Source organism: Nocardia abscessus, assembly GCF_015477775.1.
Lineage (GTDB): Bacteria > Actinomycetota > Actinomycetes > Mycobacteriales > Mycobacteriaceae > Nocardia > Nocardia abscessus_A.
In genome coordinates, this window is record NZ_JADLQO010000002.1 from 246,738 (window position 1) to 264,519 (window position 17,782).

Genomic DNA, 17,782 nt, shown 5'->3' on the forward strand with positions numbered 1-17,782 from the left:
GACAGCACTGCCACTACCGGCTAGATTGCATTTAGTCAGTCAACTAACTAAGGAGCAGTAATGATCGTGGTCACCGGAGCCACCGGAAATATCGGCGCACCGCTCGTGCGCTTGCTGGCGGACGCCGGCGAGGAGGTGACGGCCGTCGCCCGGCATGCGGATCTCTCACTGCCTGAGGCAGTCCGATCGGTCCGTGCCGATCTGGGCGAGCCCGAAAGCCTCTCCCCCGCCTTCGCGGGGGCCGACACACTGTTTCTCTTGATCACCGGCGAGCAGTTGGTGGCGGGCCCGGAACCCGAGCAGGTACTGAAGACCGCCGCCGCGGGGGGCATACGCCGAGTGGTCTTCGTGTCCTCGCAAGGCGTGGCGACGCGGCCCGACGCGGCGGGCTATGCCCGGCTCATCGCCTACGAGCTGGCGATCAGGGACTCCGGGATGGACTGGACCTTCCTTCGGCCTGCCGGGTTCTTCTCCAACACCTACGCGTGGACGGATTCGGTGCGCACGGAGCGTATGGTCGCCGCGCCGTTCGGCGACATCGGTCTCCCCTCGATCGATCCGGCCGACATCGCCGCCGTCGCGGCGACCACGTTGCGCGACGACCGGCACGCCGGACAGGTCTACACCCTGACCGGTCCCGAACTCGCCACGCCACGAGCGCAGGCCGACGCACTCGGAACGGCACTCGGCGAACCGCTGCGCTTCGTGGAACTGACTCGGGCACAGGCCCACTCGGCAATGGTCCGCTTCATGCCAGAGCCGGTGGTCGAGCATACGCTGACGATCCTCGGCGAGCCGACACCCGCCGAGCAGCTGATCAGCCCCGATGTGCCCCGCGTACTCGGGCGGCCCGCCACGAAGTACGCCGATTGGGCCGTCCGCAATCGAGCGGCCTTCGTCTGACGCTCGCGCACCGGGCGAGAGTCGCCCTTACAGGGCGGTCGCGGAAGGATCGCACCGGAAGCTCGCGCGTCCGCAGTGCTCGTCAGCCGATGTCGACCGGGTCGATCTGGACGCGGAGCGGGGCGTCGGAGCGGTGTGTGCTGCGGACCGCTTGGGCGGCGCGCAAGGCACGGGCGAGCGCCGCTCCGGAGCGGCGCTCGACCCGCAGCAGCAGACGTTCGACTTCGGCGGGCGAATCGCCGGAGGAGAAGGGCTTGCGGGCGCCGTCCGGCAGCGGCACCGGCCCGAGGCGGTCGACGGTATCGGGCAGGTCCGCCGCCGCGAGCAGTTCGGCAATGGTGTCGGCGGTGCCGTCGATCGCGGCGAGCCGGACCGCGGGCGGGAACCCGACCTCGGCGCGAGCCGCTACCTCGGCACGCGCCGCGCCCACCGGATCCCACCGGACCAGCGCCTGCACGGTGGGGATCGACGGCTCGGCCACCACGATGACCTGGCCGTGCGCACGGACCAGCGCCGCGGCCGCCATCCAGCGGCGCAGCGCGTCCTCGGCGGCCCGCAGGTCGGCACGACCGAGCAGTGCCCAGCCGTCGAGCAACAATGCGACGCCGTAACCGCCGGGTACCACCGGTTCGGCGCCGACCGTCGAGACCACCACTTGGGGGCCCGGCTCCACGGTGTTCAGCACCGCGCCGCCGCCGGAACCACGGATCGGCACGCCGGGAAAGGCGCGCCCCAGCTCCTCCGCCGTGCGCGCCGCACCGATCACCACGGCACGCAGCGCCCGCGACCCACAGGTGGTGCAGCGGAACGCGGCCTCGGTGATCCCGCACCAACGACAAGCGGGACTCTGCGCGGCCGCGCCGGATTCGGCCGCTCCCCGCGATCCGCGGGCCTCCGGCAGCGCGAGAGGCCCGTTGCAGTGCCTGCATCGGGCCGGAGTGCGGCATTTCCCGCACGCCAGCGCGGGAATGTAGCCGCGGCGCGGGACCTGCACCAGCACCGGCGCGCCCTCCTTCAGAGCGGCACGAGCGGCGGCGAAGGCGACGCCGGGAATCCGCACGGCGCGCGCTACCGGATCCCGTTCCAGAGCGACGTCGCTGTCGCCGGGGGCGCTGATCCGGGGCGCGGCCTTGCGCAGTACGGCGCGGTCGGCCACCAGATCGTGCGCCCAGCCGGAATCGACCACGGCCTGGATCTCGGCGGTGCGCGCGAAGCCGGCCGCGACGAACGCCGCGCCCGTCTCGTGGGCACGCAACATCGCGACCTCACGGGTGTGCGGATACGGCGCGCGTGGTTCGGCGTAGGTGTCGTCGCCGTCGTCCCAGAGCGCGATCAGGCCGAGGTTCACCGCCGGGGCGAACACCGCGCTGCGCGTGCCGACCACCACCCGCGCCGAACCGCGCAGCACCGCGAGCCAGCGGCGATATCTGGCGGCGGGCCCCAGACCGGCGGCGAGTCCGACGGCCGAATCCCCCACCAGCCGTACACATTCCGCCAGCACCCGGTCGAGATCACGTTGGTCGGGCACCATGAGGATCGCGCTGCGCCCTTGCCCGGCCACCACGGCGGCGAGTTCGGCCAGCCGCCGGGGCCAGTCCTCGCCGGGCAGCGCCTGCCAGGCCGCGCGAGCCCCTTTCCCCTGCGCGAGCGCACCCACGAACGCCGCGCCGTGCACATAGCGCTCCCAGGCCGCGATATCCATATCCAGAGCCGAGAGCTCCTGCGGGACCGGCGAGTCGCCACCGGCAGCCCGGTCCGCGGAGGCGGCGTCCGTGCCCTGCTCGGTGTCGATTCGTTCGCCGACCGGGCGTGATGCCCCCGGCTCCGAGGGCAACCCGGCATCGGGCTCGTCGCTGCCGGGTGCCGAAGGGTGCGGCTGCCCGTTCGCCGGGCTCGCACTCGATTCCCCTGCTCGAATGCCTCCGCCATCCGGCGTCTGCGACTGCCGACTCACCGGATTCGCAGCCCTCATGGCCCGCGCTCCGGCGGCTCCGTGATCCGGCGTCTGCGGCTGCCCGCTCACCGAGCTATCACTGGATTCCCCGGCTCCACCGGCCCCGCCATCCGGCGCGTGCGGCTGCCCACTCAACGGGCTGTCACTCGGTTCCCTCGCTCCGGCGGCTTGGTGATCCGGCGCGCGCTGCCCACTCACCGAGCTATCACTGGGTTCCCTCGGTCCAGCGGTTTCGTGATTCGGCGCGCGCTGCCCACTCACCGGGCTGTCACTGAGTTCCCCGGCTCCAGCGACTCCGTCGTTCGTCGGCACTCGTGGACCGCCGACCACCGCCGACTCGGTTTCCGTAGCAGGGGAATCCGAGAGTCGAGAATCGAGAGACGTTGAATCGCCGTCGTGTTCGATTGCGATGTCGTCCGCACGCCCGTCATGCGGCGCCGAGGGGACAGCGGGAACGACCGATTCGGCGGAAACAGTTTGGGCGGCAGTGGATGTCTTGCCGCCACCGGTCTCGGTGCGGGCATGGCGAGGGGGGATGGCCAGGCGCAGGACGTCGGCGCGGGTGCCCGCATACCGATCGGCCACCGCGCCGGCCAGGTCGAGGATCTCGGGCGTCAGCACGCGTTCGCCGGAGACGACCCGTTCGAGCTTGACCAGCTTGCCCCCGTGGTCGGTGTGCGCCGAGCGCGCGAGCAGATAACCGTCGACCAGGCGGCCCGCGAAACGGACCCGTACCCGGACCCCGGGCTGGGCGAGATCATCCAGCTCGGGGGGCACCAAGTAGTCGAAGTCGCGGTCGAGATGCGCCGGCGACAGCAGCGGGAGCACCCGGGCGATCGGCAACTGCACAGCCGCGGGACCCGCGGACGGACCGTCCGCCTCGATGGCGGGGGTGTCCGCCGCGGGTTCGTTCACTCGGACCTGATCGAGATCAGAGTCCGACGGCCGCGCGCAACTTGTCCGCGCGGTCGGTGTGCTCCCAGGGCAGGTCGACGTCGGTCCGGCCGAAGTGGCCGTACGCGGCGGTCGGCGCGTAGATCGGGCGCAGCAGGTCCAGGTCGCGGATGATCGCGCCGGGGCGCAAATCGAAGACCTCGGTGATCGCGGTGGAGATGCGCGCCGGGTCGACCTTCTCGGTGCCGAAGGTCTCGACGAACAAACCGACCGGGGCGGCCTTGCCGATCGCGTAGGCCACCTGGACCTCCACCCGCTCGGCCAGATCGGCCGCGACCACGTTCTTCGCGACCCAGCGCATGGCGTAGGCGGCCGAACGGTCCACCTTCGACGGGTCCTTGCCGGAGAAGGCGCCGCCACCGTGGCGGGCCATGCCGCCGTAGGTGTCGACGATGATCTTGCGGCCGGTCAGGCCCGCGTCGCCCATCGGGCCGCCGAGCACGAACTTGCCGGTGGGGTTGACCAGCAGGCGGATGTTCGAGGTGTCCAGCGTGGGCACTTCCAGGTCGGCGAGCACCGCATCGAGCACCTTCTCACGGATGTCGGGCGCGAGCAGGTTGTCCAGGTCGATGTCGGCGGCGTGCTGGGTGGAGATGACGACCGTGTCGAGGCGGACCGGGCGGTCGCCCTCGTACTCGATGGTGACCTGGGTCTTGCCGTCCGGGCGCAGGTAGGGCAGCACACCGGACTTGCGCACCTCGGTCAAGCGGCGCGACAGCCGGTGCGCGAGCGCGATCGGCAGCGGCATCAGCTCAGGGGTGTCCTTGGTGGCGTAGCCGAACATCAAGCCCTGGTCGCCCGCGCCCTGGCGCTCGATCTCGTCGTCGGAGCCGCCGACGCGCGCCTCGTGTGAGGTGTCCACACCCTGCGCGATATCCGGCGACTGCGCGCCGATCGCGATATTGACACCGCACGAATTTCCGTCGAATCCCTTTGCGGAAGAGTCATATCCGATTTCCAGGACCTTTTCCCGGACAATTCGCGGAATATCGGCATACGCCGACGTGGTGACCTCACCGGCGACATGGACCTGGCCCGTCGTCACGAGGGTTTCCACCGCGACCCGGCTGCGCGGATCTTCCGCGAGCAATGCGTCGAGAATGGAATCGCTGATGGCATCACAGATTTTATCCGGATGACCTTCGGTCACGGACTCACTGGTGAAAAGCCGGCTCCCGGACGTGCGCACAGTTCTTCCCTCTCCCTCAACGGGTTACTCGTATCGGGTTGCGACAGTAACGCGATGTCGCGACTGCGCAACCCTTATATCCCAGACTATTCCAAATCACCGACACGGCGGGGAGCTACCCCGAAGCCATTCCTGACAGCTGAACCGGCGGTGTCCCGGCGGTACCGAAATGATGACGGCGGCGCGAACGAACGACCGATCAGCCGTCGATCCTGGCAGGCACGCGGCCCGGCTCAGCGCAGCAACACGCTCAGCGCGTCGAGCACCCGGCTGGCCAGCAGCGCCTTCGACCCGTGATCGAGCGCCTGCTCGGTGCCGTCCGCGCCGAGCAACCAGCCGTCGTTGGTGTCCACCTCGAACGCCTTGCCCTCGCCGACGGCGTTGACCACGAGCAGGTCGCAGCCCTTGCGCGCGAGCTTGGCCCGCGCGTGGGTGAGGACGTCGCCGTGCTCGTCACCGGTCTCGGCGGCGAAGCCGACGATCGCGGTGCCGGGCAACTGTCCGTCGCGTCGCGACTGCACCAGCCCGGCGAGGATGTCGTCGGTCTTGGTCAGCGCGATGACGTCCGGCTCCCCCGCACCCTTCTTGATCTTGGCGGCGGCGACGTTGGTCGGCCGGAAATCGGCGACGGCCGCGGCCATGATCACCGCGTCGGCGCCGACTGCGTGCTTGTCGACGGCGGTCTTCAGCTGTTCGGCGGTGGTGATGTGCACCAGGTCGACGGCGGCGGGCGCCGCCATCTCGATCGTGTTGCCCGCGATGAGCGTGACGTGGGCGCCGCGCTGGGCGGCGACCCGCGCGAGCGCGTAGCCCTGCTTGCCGGAGCTGCGGTTACCGAGGAATCGCACCGGATCCAGCGGTTCCCTGGTGCCACCTGCGGTGATGACGACCCGGCGGCCCTCCAGATCACGCGGGATCGCGTCGGCGCGCTCCATGAGCAGCGACGCGAGGCCGAAGATCTCCTCGGGCTCGGGCAGCCGTCCGGGACCGGTGTCGGCGCCGGTGAGGCGGCCCGCCGCGGGCTCCATGACGATCGCACCGCGGGCGCGCAGCGTCGCGACGTTGGCGACGGTCGCCGGATGCTCCCACATCTCGGTGTGCATCGCGGGCGCGAACAAGATCGGACATCGGGCCGTCAGCAGCGTGGCGGTGAGCAGGTCGTCGGCACGGCCGGACGCGGCGCGCGCCATGAGGTCGGCGGTCGCCGGGGCGATGACCACCAGGTCCGCCTCCTGGCCCAGCCGAACGTGCGGAACCTCCGGCACGTCGGAGAACACGCCGGTGTGCACCGGGTTCCCGGACAGTGCCTCGAAGGTCGCTTTGCCGACGAACTCCAGCGCCGAGTGGGTGGGGATCACCCGGACGTCATGTCCGGTCTCGGTGAACCGCCGGACCAGAGAGCACGCCTTGTAGGCGGCGATTCCTCCGGCTACGCCGACGACGATCCTTGTGGTCACTACGCCTCCGGCCTAGTAGTGGTCACGGCGAACTCGGTTCGCCTCACTCGCCTTCGGAGTGCTCGAGCAGGTCGGAGTGGATCTCGCGCAGGGCGACCGACAGCGGCTTCTCCTGCAGACCCGGCTCGACCAGCGGGCCGACATACTCGAGGATGCCGTCGCCGAGCTGGTTGTAGTAGTCGTTGATCTGGCGGGCCCGCTTGGCCGCGTAGATGACCAGGGCGTACTTGGACGACGTGCGCTCGAGCAACTCGTCGATCGGCGGGTTGGTCAGGCCGACCGGCGTGTCGTAGGCGGGCGCGGTCTTGGTGTCCGTACTGCTCACTAGGGGGACTCCTGGTGTTTGGGAGGTCACGAACTCGAATTTGTGCTAACGAACAACGATACCAACTGCTCACAGGCGCTGGTCACCTCGTCGTTCACGATAACGATGTCGAACTCGTCACAGGCCGCCAGCTCGATCCTGGCGGTTTCCAGCCGGCGCTCGATCACCTCGGGCGACTCGGTGCCGCGCGAGGTCAGCCGCGCCACCAACTCGTCCCAGCTCGGCGGGGCCAGGAACACCAGGATCGCTTCCGGGATCGCCCGGCGCACCGACCGAGCGCCCTCCAGATCCACTTCGACCAGCACCGGAAGGCCTTCGGCCAGAGCGGCGCGAACCGGCCCGGCAGGCGTGCCCGAACGCTGCAACCCGCCGTGGATGTCCGCCCATTCGAGCAGCTCATCCGCCTCGATCATCGCGTCGAACTCCGCACGGGAGACGAAGCGATAGTCGAGGCCGTCGACCTCCCCGGGCCGCGGGGCCCGGGTCGTTGCCGACACGCTGAAGACCAGGTCGGGCAGTCGTTCGCGGACACAGCGGACCACGGTGGACTTGCCCACGGCCGAGGGGCCGACCAGTACTACCAGCCGACCCTTCCGCGTGTGTTCGATCACCCTCGTCGTCAGGCGTCGAAGTCGAACCGGGCCAGCAGCGCCTTACGCTGCCGGTCGCCGAGTCCGCGCAGCCGCCGGGTGGGGGCGATCTCCAGCTCGCTCATGATTTCCGCCGCCTTGACCTTGCCCACCTTCGGCAGGGCCTCCAGCAGCGCCGACACCTTCATCTTGCCGAGGATCTCGTCGGTCTCGGCGTCGGTGAGGACCTGCTTCAGGTTGGTGCCGCCACGCTTCAAGCGCTCCTTGAGCTCCGCCCGAGCGCGGCGAGCGGCAGCCGCCTTCTCCAAAGCAGCGGCGCGCTGCTCGTCAGTCAGCTGGGGAAGGGCCACGGTTCCTCCGTCTCATCGTTCATTGCATCAACTCCTGCCGGTAACCCGGCAGTCTCAGCGACCGTACCCACGACGTCCGCCGATTGCGAACCCACCCCCCAGGTCAGCGCATGATTCCGAATACCGGGTGCACCGGGGCGGCGCCGGTGGCGGTCCGCCCGCGCCACCGCGCGGCTCACCGTGACGAGCTCGCGAAATGTGCCGCCAGCAGGGAGTTTTCGACAGACCGAGTGGTTTGCGGAAGGGTTGCGACACCGCGGCGCATCGCTCCAGCAACCCCTCGACCGCCCTACCAGGAACTTTCTCGAAAATTTCCGCGTGTCGCGCATTCTTACCGCGTGTCGGGCGTCACATCCGGGTCATTCCGGCCGTCGTCCGCGGCATCCGATGCCGGATCCTGGCCCTGTACGCCGGTCCAGATGCGAAGTGCACCCCTGTGCACCAACCTCCCCCGAAATCGATCCAGGAGCGCGCACAGGCCCCGCTAAAGGCCGCCTGTGTACGTGCACCTGCATGCACAGGCGACGAAAACAAGAGAAGGCCGGCGCGAGCGCGCCGGCCTTCGTGGTCATTTCCGCAGAAACGCGAACGCGTCCTGGAGCGCGTGCACGCTGGCACGCAGTGCCGGGACGGTCGGCCCGTCCCGGAGCACCTCCCGCGAGACATTCGGCACGACCGCCCCGAGCATCGGCTCGGGGACCAGCTTCCGAATCGTTTCCGGGCCGCCGCCCTGCGCACCCACCCCGGGCATGAGGATCGGCCCGTTCAGCGCGGCGAGGTCAGGGGCCTCGCTCAAGGTGGCCCCGACCACCACGCCCACCGAACCGAACGCTTCGCCCGCGTTGTGGGCCGCGGCCTCGTCGACCATTGTCTGCGCCACGACGCGACCGTCCGCGGCCACCGCCCGTTGCACCTGCGCGCCCTCGGGATTCGACGTCGCCGCGAGCACGAAGACGCCGCGATGGTTGGCCTCCGCCAGCGTCAGCGCAGGCGCCAGCGAACCGAATCCGAGATACGGCGAGACGGTCACCGCGTCGGACGCGAGCGGGCCGTCGGCCAGCCAGGTCCTGGCGTAGGCGTCCATGGTGGAGCCGATATCGCCGCGCTTGGCGTCGGCGAGCACCAAGGTCCCCGAGGCGCGCAACACGTCGATGGTGCGCTCCAGGACCGCGAAACCGCCGGAGCCGTAGGCCTCGAAGAACGCGACCTGCGGCTTGACCAGCGCGACCAGGCCGTCGAACGCCTCGACGCAGATCTCGGCGAACCGTTCCAGCCCCTCGGCGTCCTCGGTGAGGCCCCAGGAGCGCAGCAGTGCCGGGTGCGGGTCGATGCCGACGCACACCGGCCCGAACTGCCCCATCGCGTGCCGCAACCGGTCGCCGAAGGTCTTCATCTCGCCCGCTCCGTCCTGCCGCGGCTCACCCACGCAGCACCGAGTGCAGTTCCTGCAGCGACCGCACACCGATCCCGCCGTTGATGCTGGCCTCGATGCCCTGCACCGCGGCCGCCGCGCCCTGCACGGTGGTGATGCACGGGATGTTCACCCCGACCGCCGCGCTGCGGATCTCGTAGCCGTCCACCCGCGGACCGGAGTTGCCGTAAGGCGTGTTGAACACCATGTCGACCTCGCCGTCGCGGATCTGCTCCACGATCGTCGGCTCGTCGCCCGGCCCCACCTCGGAGTGCTTGCGCACCTGCTCGCACGGAATCCCGTTGCGGCGCAGCATTTCCGCCGTGCCCTCGGTGGCGAGGATGCGGAAGCCGAGGTCGTGCAGGCGCTTCACCGGGAAGACCATCGCGCGCTTGTCCCGGTTGGCGATCGAGACGAAGACGGTGCCCTCGGTGGGCAGCGAGCCGTAGGCGGCGGTCTGGCTCTTGGCGAAGGCGGTGCCGAAATCGGCGTCGATGCCCATCACTTCGCCGGTGGACTTCATCTCCGGCGACAGCAGCGAATCCACGCCGCTGCCGTCGGCGCGCCGGAAGCGGTGGAACGGCAGCACGGCCTCCTTGACCGCGACCGGAGCGTCCAGCGCGACGTGCCCGCCGTCGCCCTCGCTCGGCAGCATGCCCTCCTTGCGCAGCTCGGCGATGGTGGCGCCGAGCATGATCCGCGCGGCGGCCTTGGCCAGCGGCACCGCGGTCGCCTTGGACACGAACGGAACCGTCCGGCTCGCGCGCGGATTGGCCTCCAGTACGTAGAGCACGTCGTCCTTGAGCGCGTACTGCACGTTGAGCAGGCCGCGGACGCCGATGCCCTTGGCCAGCGCGATGGTGGAGCGGCGCACCGCCTCGATGTCGCTGCGGCCCAGCGTGATCGGCGGCAGCGCGCAGGCGGAGTCGCCGGAGTGGATGCCCGCCTCCTCGATGTGCTCCATCACGCCGCCGAGGTAGACCTCCTCGCCGTCGCACAGCGCGTCGACGTCGATCTCGATCGCGTCTTCCAGGAAACGGTCGACCAGCACCGGATGCTCCGGGCTCAGCTCGGTCGCGCGGGAGATGTAGCCCTCCAGCGACTGCTCGTCGTACACGATCTCCATGCCGCGGCCACCGAGCACGTAGGACGGGCGCACCAGCACCGGGTAGCCGATCTCGGCGGCGATCCTGCGCGCCTGCGCGAACGTGGTCGCGGTGCCGTACTTCGGCGCGGGCAGCCCGGCTGCGACCAGCACGTCGCCGAACTCGCCGCGGTCCTCGGCCAGGTCGATGGCGGCCGCGCTGGTGCCGACCACCGGCACGCCCGCCTCGGTGAGGCGCTGCGCGAGACCGAGCGGGGTCTGCCCGCCCAGCTGCACGATGACGCCCTCGACGGTGCCGGAGTCGCATTCGGCGTGGTAGACCTCGAGCACGTCCTCGAAGGTCAGCGGCTCGAAGTAGAGGCGATCGGCGGTGTCGTAGTCGGTGGAGACGGTCTCGGGGTTGCAGTTGACCATCACCGTCTCGTATCCGGCCTGCGACAGCGTCTGCGCCGCGTGCACACACGAGTAGTCGAACTCGATGCCCTGGCCGATCCGGTTCGGCCCGGACCCGAGAATGATCACCTTCGCGCGCTCCCGCTGCGGCGCCACCTCGGATTCGGCGGCGGGATCGAGCTCGTAGGCCGAGTAGTGGTACGGCGTCTTGGCCTCGAACTCGGCGGCGCAGGTGTCGACGGTCTTGAAAACCGGCCGGACACCGAGCCGGTGCCGCAGCGCACGCACCCCGGTCTCCCCCGCCAGCTCCGGCCGCAGCGCGGCCAGCTGACGATCGGACAGACCGTAGTGTTTGGCCCGCCGCAGCAGCGGCTCGTCCAGCACGGGCGCGTCGAGAATCTCCTGGCGCAGCTCGACCAAGCCGGCCACTTCCGCGACGAACCACGGGTCGATGCCGGAGGCGGCGGCGACGTCCTCGATGCTCGCGCCCAGGCGCAGCGCCCGCTCCACCTGGTAGATGCGCCCTTCGGTGGGAGTGCGCAGGTCCTCCAGGATCGCTTCGACGTCGGTCCACGCGCCGTCTTCCTGGGTCCAGAAACCCGCGGCCTTGGTCTCGAGCGAACGCAGCACCTTGCCCAGCGCCTCGGCGAAGTTGCGGCCGAGCGACATCGCCTCGCCCACCGACTTCATGGTGGTGGTCAGCGTGCCGTCGGCGCCGGGGAACTTTTCGAACGCGAACCGTGGCGCCTTGACCACCACGTAGTCCAGGGTCGGCTCGAAGCAGGCCGGGGTTTCCTTGGTGATGTCGTTGACGATCTCGTCGAGCGTGTAGCCGATGGCCAGCTTGGCGGCGATCTTCGCGATCGGGAATCCGGTCGCCTTGGAGGCCAGCGCGGACGAGCGCGAGACGCGCGGGTTCATCTCGATGACGATCAGACGGCCGTCGAGCGGATTCACCGCGAACTGGATGTTGCAGCCGCCGGTGTCGACGCCCACCTCGCGCAGGATGGCGATGCCGAGGTCGCGCAGCTTCTGGTACTCCCGGTCGGTGAGCGTCATGGCCGGGGCGACGGTCATCGAGTCACCGGTGTGCACGCCCATCGGGTCGACGTTCTCGATCGAGCAGACCACCACGACGTTGTCGCGGCCGTCGCGCATCAGCTCGAGCTCGTATTCCTTCCAGCCGAGGATGGACTCCTCGATGAGGACGTTCGCGGTGGGCGAGGCGGCCAGGCCGCCACCGGCGATGCGGTCGAGGTCCTGGTGGTTGTAGGCCATGCCGGAACCGAGCCCGCCCATGGTGAACGACGGGCGCACCACGACGGGGAAGCCGAGCTCGGCGACCGTCTCGCGCACCTCGTCCATGGTGAAGCAGACCCGCGAGCGGGCGCTCTCCCCGCCCACCTTGGCGACGATGTCCTTGAACTTCTGCCGGTCCTCACCACGCTGGATGGCGTCGAAGTCGGCGCCGATCAGCTCCACGCCGTACTTCGCCAGCACACCGCGCTCGTGCAGCGCGACCGCGGTGTTCAGCGCGGTCTGGCCACCGAGGGTGGCCAGGATGGCGTCGGGACGCTCCTTCTCGATGACCTTTTCCACGAACTCCGGCGTGATCGGCTCCACATAGGTGGAGTCGGCGAATTCCGGGTCGGTCATGATCGTCGCCGGGTTCGAGTTGACCAGCGACACCCGCAGGCCCTCGGCCCGCAGCACCCGGCACGCCTGGGTGCCGGAGTAGTCGAATTCGCACGCCTGGCCGATGACGATCGGGCCAGAGCCGATCACCAGGATGTGCTCGAGATCCTCGCGACGAGGCATCAGGCTCCTTCCATGAGACCGGCGAAACGGTCGAACAGATATGCGGCGTCGTGGGGCCCGGCGGCGGCCTCCGGGTGGTACTGCACCGAGAACGCGCGGCCGTCGACCAGCCGGACGCCTTCGACCGTGCCGTCGTTGGCGCAGACGTGACTCACCTCGGCCGTGCCGAAGGGGGTGTCGAACCGCTCGCCCCGCTCGCCTTCCAGCGCGAACCCGTGGTTCTGCGCCGTGATCGAGATCCGGCCGGTCTCGTGCTCCACCACCGGGATGTTGATACCGCGGTGGCCGAACTTCATCTTGTAGGTGTCCCGGCCGAGCGCACGGCCGAGGATCTGGTTGCCGAAGCAGATGCCGAACAGCGGCAGGCCCTTGCCGAGCACGCCACGGGTCAGTTCGACCGCCGCATCGGCGGTGGCCGGATCCCCGGGACCGTTGGACAGGAAGACCCCGTCCGGCTTCAGTTCGAGGATCTGCTCCAGCGGCGTGGACGACGACACGACGTGCACCCGCATGCCGCGCTGGGCGAACATGCGCGGGGTGTTCGTCTTGATGCCGAGATCGACCGCGACGACCGTGCACCGGTGTTCGCCGTCCGGCTCGATCGTGTAGAGCGCGTCGGTGCTCACTTCGCCCGCGAGGTCGGCGCCGAGCATGGACGGCTGACCGTTCACCCTGGCCACCAGCTCGTCGGGGCCGGCGAGCGCGTCACCGGAGAAGATGCCCGCCTTCATCGAACCGCGGGTGCGCAGGTGGCGCACCAGCGCGCGGGTGTCGATTCCCGCGATGCCGACGATCCGCTGGCGCTCCAGTTCGTCCGGCAGCGTGGTGGTGGCGCGCCAGTTGGACGCGCGCCGCGCGGGATCGCGCACCACGTACCCGGCGACCCAGATCTTCGCGGACTCGTCGTCCTCGTCGTTCCAGCCGGTGTTGCCGATCTGCGGGGCGGCGGCCACCACGATCTGGCGGTGGTAGGACGGATCGGTGAGGGTCTCCTGATACCCGGTCATCGCGGTGCAGAACACCGCCTCACCGAGCGTCTGGCCCACGGCGCCGTAGGCCTGGCCGCGAAACACCCGGCCGTCCTCCAGCACGAGTGCTGCGTCCGTCCCCGCCCTGCTCCCGCCCGTGTCTCCTGTCATCCCTCGTCATCTCCCGTCATCGTCCCGCTCTGATCCACCGCAGGAAGCCGGCGCCAAGCCGGGTAGACCGACTTGTCGTCGCCGCGGAAACCCGTATCGATCTCGGTTCCGGTCGGCAGCTTCCAGCGAATGACCAGCACACCATCTTCTGTCATCACTTTGCCCGCATGGCCGCGTTCGGTGCGCACCGCGGTGATGGATTCCTGCGGAATCCAGATCACCGTCGCGCCGTCGCGTTCGAGCAGGATCCCCCGTTCGAACCGCGTCAGTTCCGCGGTGGCCCGGAAACCCAGGTCGCCCACCGTGATCCGGTCCTGCCAGCTCGGCGCGATAGTGCTGCCCAGGTACAGGCCGGTGGTCGGCTCCAGCACCTGCGCGCCGAGTTCGGCGGGCACGGCAGGCAGCGCGCCGATGCGCTCCGCCTGACGAGCCGCGCGGTTGCGCCACCCCCGGTACATCAGCCAGAGGCAGACCGCGAACAGGACCAGCAGCCCGACAACCCAGAGTGTTCTTTCCACTTACGGACCTCCTTGAACGGCTGCGCCTCGATCGCTCATCTACGCCTCCGCACGGTTCCCCAGCGCTTTGCCGTCCCGGGCGGTGACCCGGCCGCGCAGCAGCGTCGCCGTCACCCGCGCCGGGAAGGTCATCGCCTCGAACGGCGTGTTGTTCGCGATGCTGGCCAGTTCCCGCCCGCGCACCGTCCAGCTCGCCTTCGGGTCCACCAGCGTCAGGTTGGCGGGCTCACCGACCTCGAGTGGCCTGCCGTGGTCGTCGAGCCCGACGATCGCGGCCGGACGCTCGCTCATCACGCGCGCGACGCCGCGCCAGTCCAGCAGCCCCGGCTCGACCATGGTCTGCACGATGATCGACAGCGCCGTCTCCAGGCCGAGCATGCCGGGGCGGGCCGCGGCGAACTCGCAGCATTTGTCCTGCTCGGCGTGCGGAGCGTGGTCGGTGGCTACGCAGTCGATGATCCCCTCGGCCAGCGCCTGCCGCAGCGCGGCGGCGTCGGAGGCCTCGCGCAGCGGCGGGTTGACCTTGTTGACCGCGTCGTAGGTCTCCAGCCGGGAGTCGTCCAGCAGCAGGTGGTGCGGGGTGACCTCGGCGGTGATCGAAATGCCCTGGGACTTGGCCCACTTCACCAGTTCCACGGTGCCCGCGGTGGAGGCGTGGCAGATGTGCACCCTGGCGCCGGCGTCGCGCGCCAGCAGAGCGTCGCGCGCCACGATGGACTCCTCGGCCGCGCGCGGCCAGCCGGCCAGGCCCAGCCGGGCCGCGGTCGGTCCCTCGTGCGCGATCGCGCCTTCGGTCAGTCTCGGCTCCTCCGCGTGCTGGGCGATCAGCACGCCGAGCGAATTCGCGTACTCCAGTGCGCGGCGCATGATCAACGGGTCGTAGACGCAGTGTCCGTCGTCGGAGAACATGCGCACCGCACCGACGCCCGCGGCCATCGTCCCCATCTCGGCGAGCTGCTTGCCCGCCAGGCCGACGGTGACCGCGCCGACCGGATACACATCGACCAGGCCGACCTCCCTGCCGCGCCGCCACACATGGTCGGTGACGACCACCGAGTCGGCGACCGGGCTGGTGTTGGCCATCGCGAACACCGCGGTGTAGCCGCCCAGCGCCGCCGCGGCGGACCCGGTCTCGATCGTCTCGGTGTCCTCGCGACCCGGCTCACGCAGGTGGGTGTGCAGGTCGACGAAGCCGGGCAGCAGGATCTGCCCCTGCGCGTCGATGATCTCGGCGTCGACCACGCTCGGATCGGTGCCGATCCGGCGGATCTCGCCGTCGGCGACGAGCACATCGACCGGCTCGCCCTCGCCGTAGAGCAACGCGCCCTTGATCAGCACGGGGGTGTTCGCACTCGTCCGAGCGCTCATGCCACTGCCTCCTGTGTCCCGACGAGCAGGCGGAACAGGACCGCCATACGCATGTGCACTCCGTTGGTGACCTGTTGCAGCACCGCGGCCTTCGGGGAGTCCGCGACCGAGGACGCGATCTCCATGCCGCGCAGCATCGGGCCCGGGTGCAGCACGACGGCGTGGTCCTCCAGCAGGGCGAGCCTGCGCTCGGACAGTCCGTAGGTGATCGAGTACTCGCGCGCCGACGGGAAGAACCCGCCGTTCATCCGTTCGGCCTGCACGCGCAGCATCAGCACCGCGTCGGCGCCGATCAGCTCGGCGTCCAGATGGTGGGAGACGCGGGCGGGCCAGGTCTCGACGCCGATCGGCAGCAGCGTGCGCGGTGCGACCAGCACGACCTCCGCACCGAGGGTGGCCAGCAGGAAGACGTTGGACCGCGCGACCCGGCTGTGCAGGATGTCGCCGACGATGACGACCCGCTTGCCTTCGATGTCGCCGAGACGCTGCCGCAGGGTCAGCGCGTCCAGCAGGGCTTGAGTCGGGTGTTCGTGGGTTCCGTCGCCCGCGTTGACGACCGCCGGGCCGGATACCCGTCCCGCGTCGACCGCCCATTCGTCCATCCAGCGCGCGATCTGGTGCGCGGCTCCGGAGGCCGGGTGCCGCACGATCAGCGCGTCCGCGCCCGCGGCGTGCAAGGTCAGCGCGGTATCGCGCAGTGACTCGCCCTTGGCGACCGAGGAGCTGCTCGCGCTGACGTTGATCACGTCCGCGCTCATCCACTTGCCCGCTACCTCGAACGAGACCCTGGTGCGGGTGGAGTTCTCGTAGAACACCGTCATCACGGTGCGGCCGCGCAGCGTGGGCAGTTTGTGCACCTCGCGGCCGAGCAGGGCCTGCTCGAACCGTTCGGCCTCGTCGAGCAGCTCGGTGGCGGCGGCGCGATCGAGCGCGGCGACCGACAGCAGATGCCTCATGCGCCCGCCTCCTGCCGCGAGTCGGCGTGCGGATACCTCACGTACCTCACGCCTCCTCCTGATGCAGGTAGACGCCGTCGCGGCCGTCGTGTTCGGTCAACAGCACCGAGATGTCCTCGGACCGGCTGGTCGGCACGTTCTTGCCCACGTAATCGGCGCGGATCGGCAGCTCCCGGTGACCACGGTCGATGAGCACCGCCAGCTGCACCGCGCGCGGGCGGCCCAGATCGCGCAGGCCGTCGAGCGCGGAGCGGACGGTGCGGCCGGAGAACAGGACGTCGTCGATCAGAACCACCAGCGCATCCTCGATGCCTCCTTCGGGGACGGAGGTGCGTTCCAGTGGTCGGTGCGGACGGCTGCGCAGATCGTCGCGGTACAGGGTGATGTCGAGCGAGCCCAGAGCCGGGCGGACGCCGGAGAATTCCTCGATCTTCTCCGTGAGCCGCGCGGCCAGTGTGGTGCCCCGGGTGGGGATGCCGATCAGCACCACCCGCGGCGCGTCCGGCTCGCCGGCGTCCAGCGCGGTCTTCTCGATGATCTGGTGCGCGATGCGCGCGACAGTCCGCCCGACATCCGAAGCCGACAACAGCTCTCGCCCCGCCGCCACCCACTCCGGGGTATGTCGCTGCGATGTCTCGGCAGCGCCGGACTTGGCGGCCCGTTCTTCGGGCACGGCCATGCCGACCTCCTTCCCCGCCTCACCGGACGGTCCGTTAAAGGATGTCTTACGGCAAGCAGCGTAGCAGCGCCCCGACCCCCGCTTTCACCAGGCATATCGCGCTGTGAGCGGGGCCACTGGCCGCCACGGGTTCGCGCGGCTACTCGCGGACCGCGAGAATCAGTCCGAGATCCCGGCTGCCCAGGGCGGCCGGACGATCGAGCGGCGCCACCAGATCGTCCCAGGCCCGGAACGCGGTCCGCCATCCGTTCTCGGCGAGCCACCGTTCGGTGTCGGGTCCGAGCCCACTGGGTTCCCGTGGCCCGTCGGCCCCCGCCCGCACCAACCGCCGTAGTCCGGTGTACCGCTCGCTGTACTGAGCGGTGTCGAACTCGGCGAGGCCGAAGTGGCTTCCCGGCACGGAAAGATCGGTCAACGTGCGCACCACCCGAATCGCGTCCTCGCGCCGCAGGTAGCCGAGCACACCCTCGTCGACCCAGTGCGTCGGGACCTCGGCGCGAAATCCTCTCGCGCGCAGCGCGCCCGCCCAGTCTCCGCGCAGATCGGCGGCCACCACGTGACGCCCGCAGACCGGTCTGGCGTTCGCGGCGGCCAGCACCGGCTCCTTGAACGCGAACAGGTAGATCCGGCTACCCTGACCGAAAACCGCTAGCACATATGTTCGATCAACGGT

Annotated in this window: 15 protein-coding genes; 1 reads left to right on the forward strand and 14 read right to left on the reverse strand. The window is 69.9% G+C overall.

What is annotated here, in order from left to right:
* The first annotated feature begins 60 nt into the window (after positions 1–60).
* Positions 61–903: an NAD(P)H-binding protein gene (locus tag IU450_RS06705; protein WP_195148916.1), complete on the forward strand. Its 843-nt coding sequence runs from the start codon at positions 61–63 to the stop codon at positions 901–903.
* A gap of 82 nt (positions 904–985) precedes the next feature.
* On the opposite strand, the gene IU450_RS39520 is transcribed toward IU450_RS06705, so the two are convergent.
* The 14 genes from IU450_RS39520 to IU450_RS06775 form a co-directional block, all read right to left on the reverse strand.
* Positions 986–3,742 carry a hypothetical protein gene (locus IU450_RS39520; protein WP_416382853.1) on the reverse strand — a complete coding sequence of 919 codons (2,757 nt, stop codon included), beginning with the start codon at positions 3,740–3,742 and terminating at the stop codon, positions 986–988.
* 46 nt (positions 3,743–3,788) lie between these two features.
* A complete protein-coding gene (metK, locus tag IU450_RS06715) occupies positions 3,789–5,000 on the reverse strand; it encodes a methionine adenosyltransferase (RefSeq protein ID WP_195148917.1) in 1,212 nt (403 codons plus the stop codon).
* A 233-nt stretch (positions 5,001–5,233) separates the two neighbouring features.
* The gene (gene coaBC, locus IU450_RS06720; protein WP_195148918.1) at positions 5,234–6,457 is read right to left on the reverse strand and encodes a bifunctional phosphopantothenoylcysteine decarboxylase/phosphopantothenate--cysteine ligase CoaBC; all 1,224 of its coding nucleotides are present in this window, start codon (positions 6,455–6,457) and stop codon (positions 5,234–5,236) included.
* 43 nt (positions 6,458–6,500) lie between these two features.
* Positions 6,501–6,782 carry a DNA-directed RNA polymerase subunit omega gene (gene rpoZ, locus IU450_RS06725; protein ID WP_039798918.1) on the reverse strand — a complete coding sequence of 94 codons (282 nt, stop codon included), beginning with the start codon at positions 6,780–6,782 and terminating at the stop codon, positions 6,501–6,503.
* 26 nt (positions 6,783–6,808) lie between these two features.
* Positions 6,809–7,393, reverse strand: coding sequence for a guanylate kinase (gene gmk, locus IU450_RS06730; protein WP_062973597.1), 585 nt, complete (start codon positions 7,391–7,393; stop codon positions 6,809–6,811).
* 8 nt (positions 7,394–7,401) lie between these two features.
* Entirely contained in the window at positions 7,402–7,722 is a 321-nt protein-coding gene (gene mihF, locus IU450_RS06735; protein ID WP_028476708.1) for an integration host factor, actinobacterial type, read from the reverse strand.
* A gap of 568 nt (positions 7,723–8,290) precedes the next feature.
* Positions 8,291–9,115 (reverse strand): orotidine-5'-phosphate decarboxylase, encoded by an 825-nt coding sequence (gene pyrF, locus IU450_RS06740; RefSeq protein WP_195148919.1) that lies wholly within the window; start codon positions 9,113–9,115, stop codon positions 8,291–8,293.
* A gap of 25 nt (positions 9,116–9,140) precedes the next feature.
* The gene (carB, locus tag IU450_RS06745) at positions 9,141–12,449 is read right to left on the reverse strand and encodes a carbamoyl-phosphate synthase large subunit (RefSeq protein ID WP_195148920.1); all 3,309 of its coding nucleotides are present in this window, start codon (positions 12,447–12,449) and stop codon (positions 9,141–9,143) included.
* Positions 12,449–13,588, reverse strand: coding sequence for a glutamine-hydrolyzing carbamoyl-phosphate synthase small subunit (gene carA / locus IU450_RS06750; RefSeq protein WP_195148921.1), 1,140 nt, complete (start codon positions 13,586–13,588; stop codon positions 12,449–12,451). Before carA ends, carB begins: the two co-directional genes overlap by 1 nt.
* A complete protein-coding gene (locus IU450_RS06755) occupies positions 13,585–14,106 on the reverse strand; it encodes a transporter (protein ID WP_195148922.1) in 522 nt (173 codons plus the stop codon). Before IU450_RS06755 ends, carA begins: the two co-directional genes overlap by 4 nt.
* Before the next feature lie 39 nt (positions 14,107–14,145).
* On the reverse strand, positions 14,146–15,474 hold the full coding sequence (locus tag IU450_RS06760; RefSeq protein WP_195148923.1) for a dihydroorotase: 1,329 nt from the start codon (positions 15,472–15,474) through the stop codon (positions 14,146–14,148).
* Entirely contained in the window at positions 15,471–16,430 is a 960-nt protein-coding gene (locus IU450_RS06765) for an aspartate carbamoyltransferase catalytic subunit (protein ID WP_195148924.1), read from the reverse strand. The genes IU450_RS06760 and IU450_RS06765 overlap by 4 nt, the downstream gene beginning before the upstream one ends.
* A 46-nt stretch (positions 16,431–16,476) precedes the next feature.
* On the reverse strand, positions 16,477–17,109 hold the full coding sequence (pyrR, locus tag IU450_RS06770) for a bifunctional pyr operon transcriptional regulator/uracil phosphoribosyltransferase PyrR (protein WP_220135262.1): 633 nt from the start codon (positions 17,107–17,109) through the stop codon (positions 16,477–16,479).
* 139 nt (positions 17,110–17,248) lie between these two features.
* On the reverse strand, positions 17,249–17,764 hold the full coding sequence (locus tag IU450_RS06775; RefSeq protein ID WP_195148925.1) for a class I SAM-dependent methyltransferase: 516 nt from the start codon (positions 17,762–17,764) through the stop codon (positions 17,249–17,251).
* Positions 17,765–17,782: the final 18 nt, after the last annotated feature.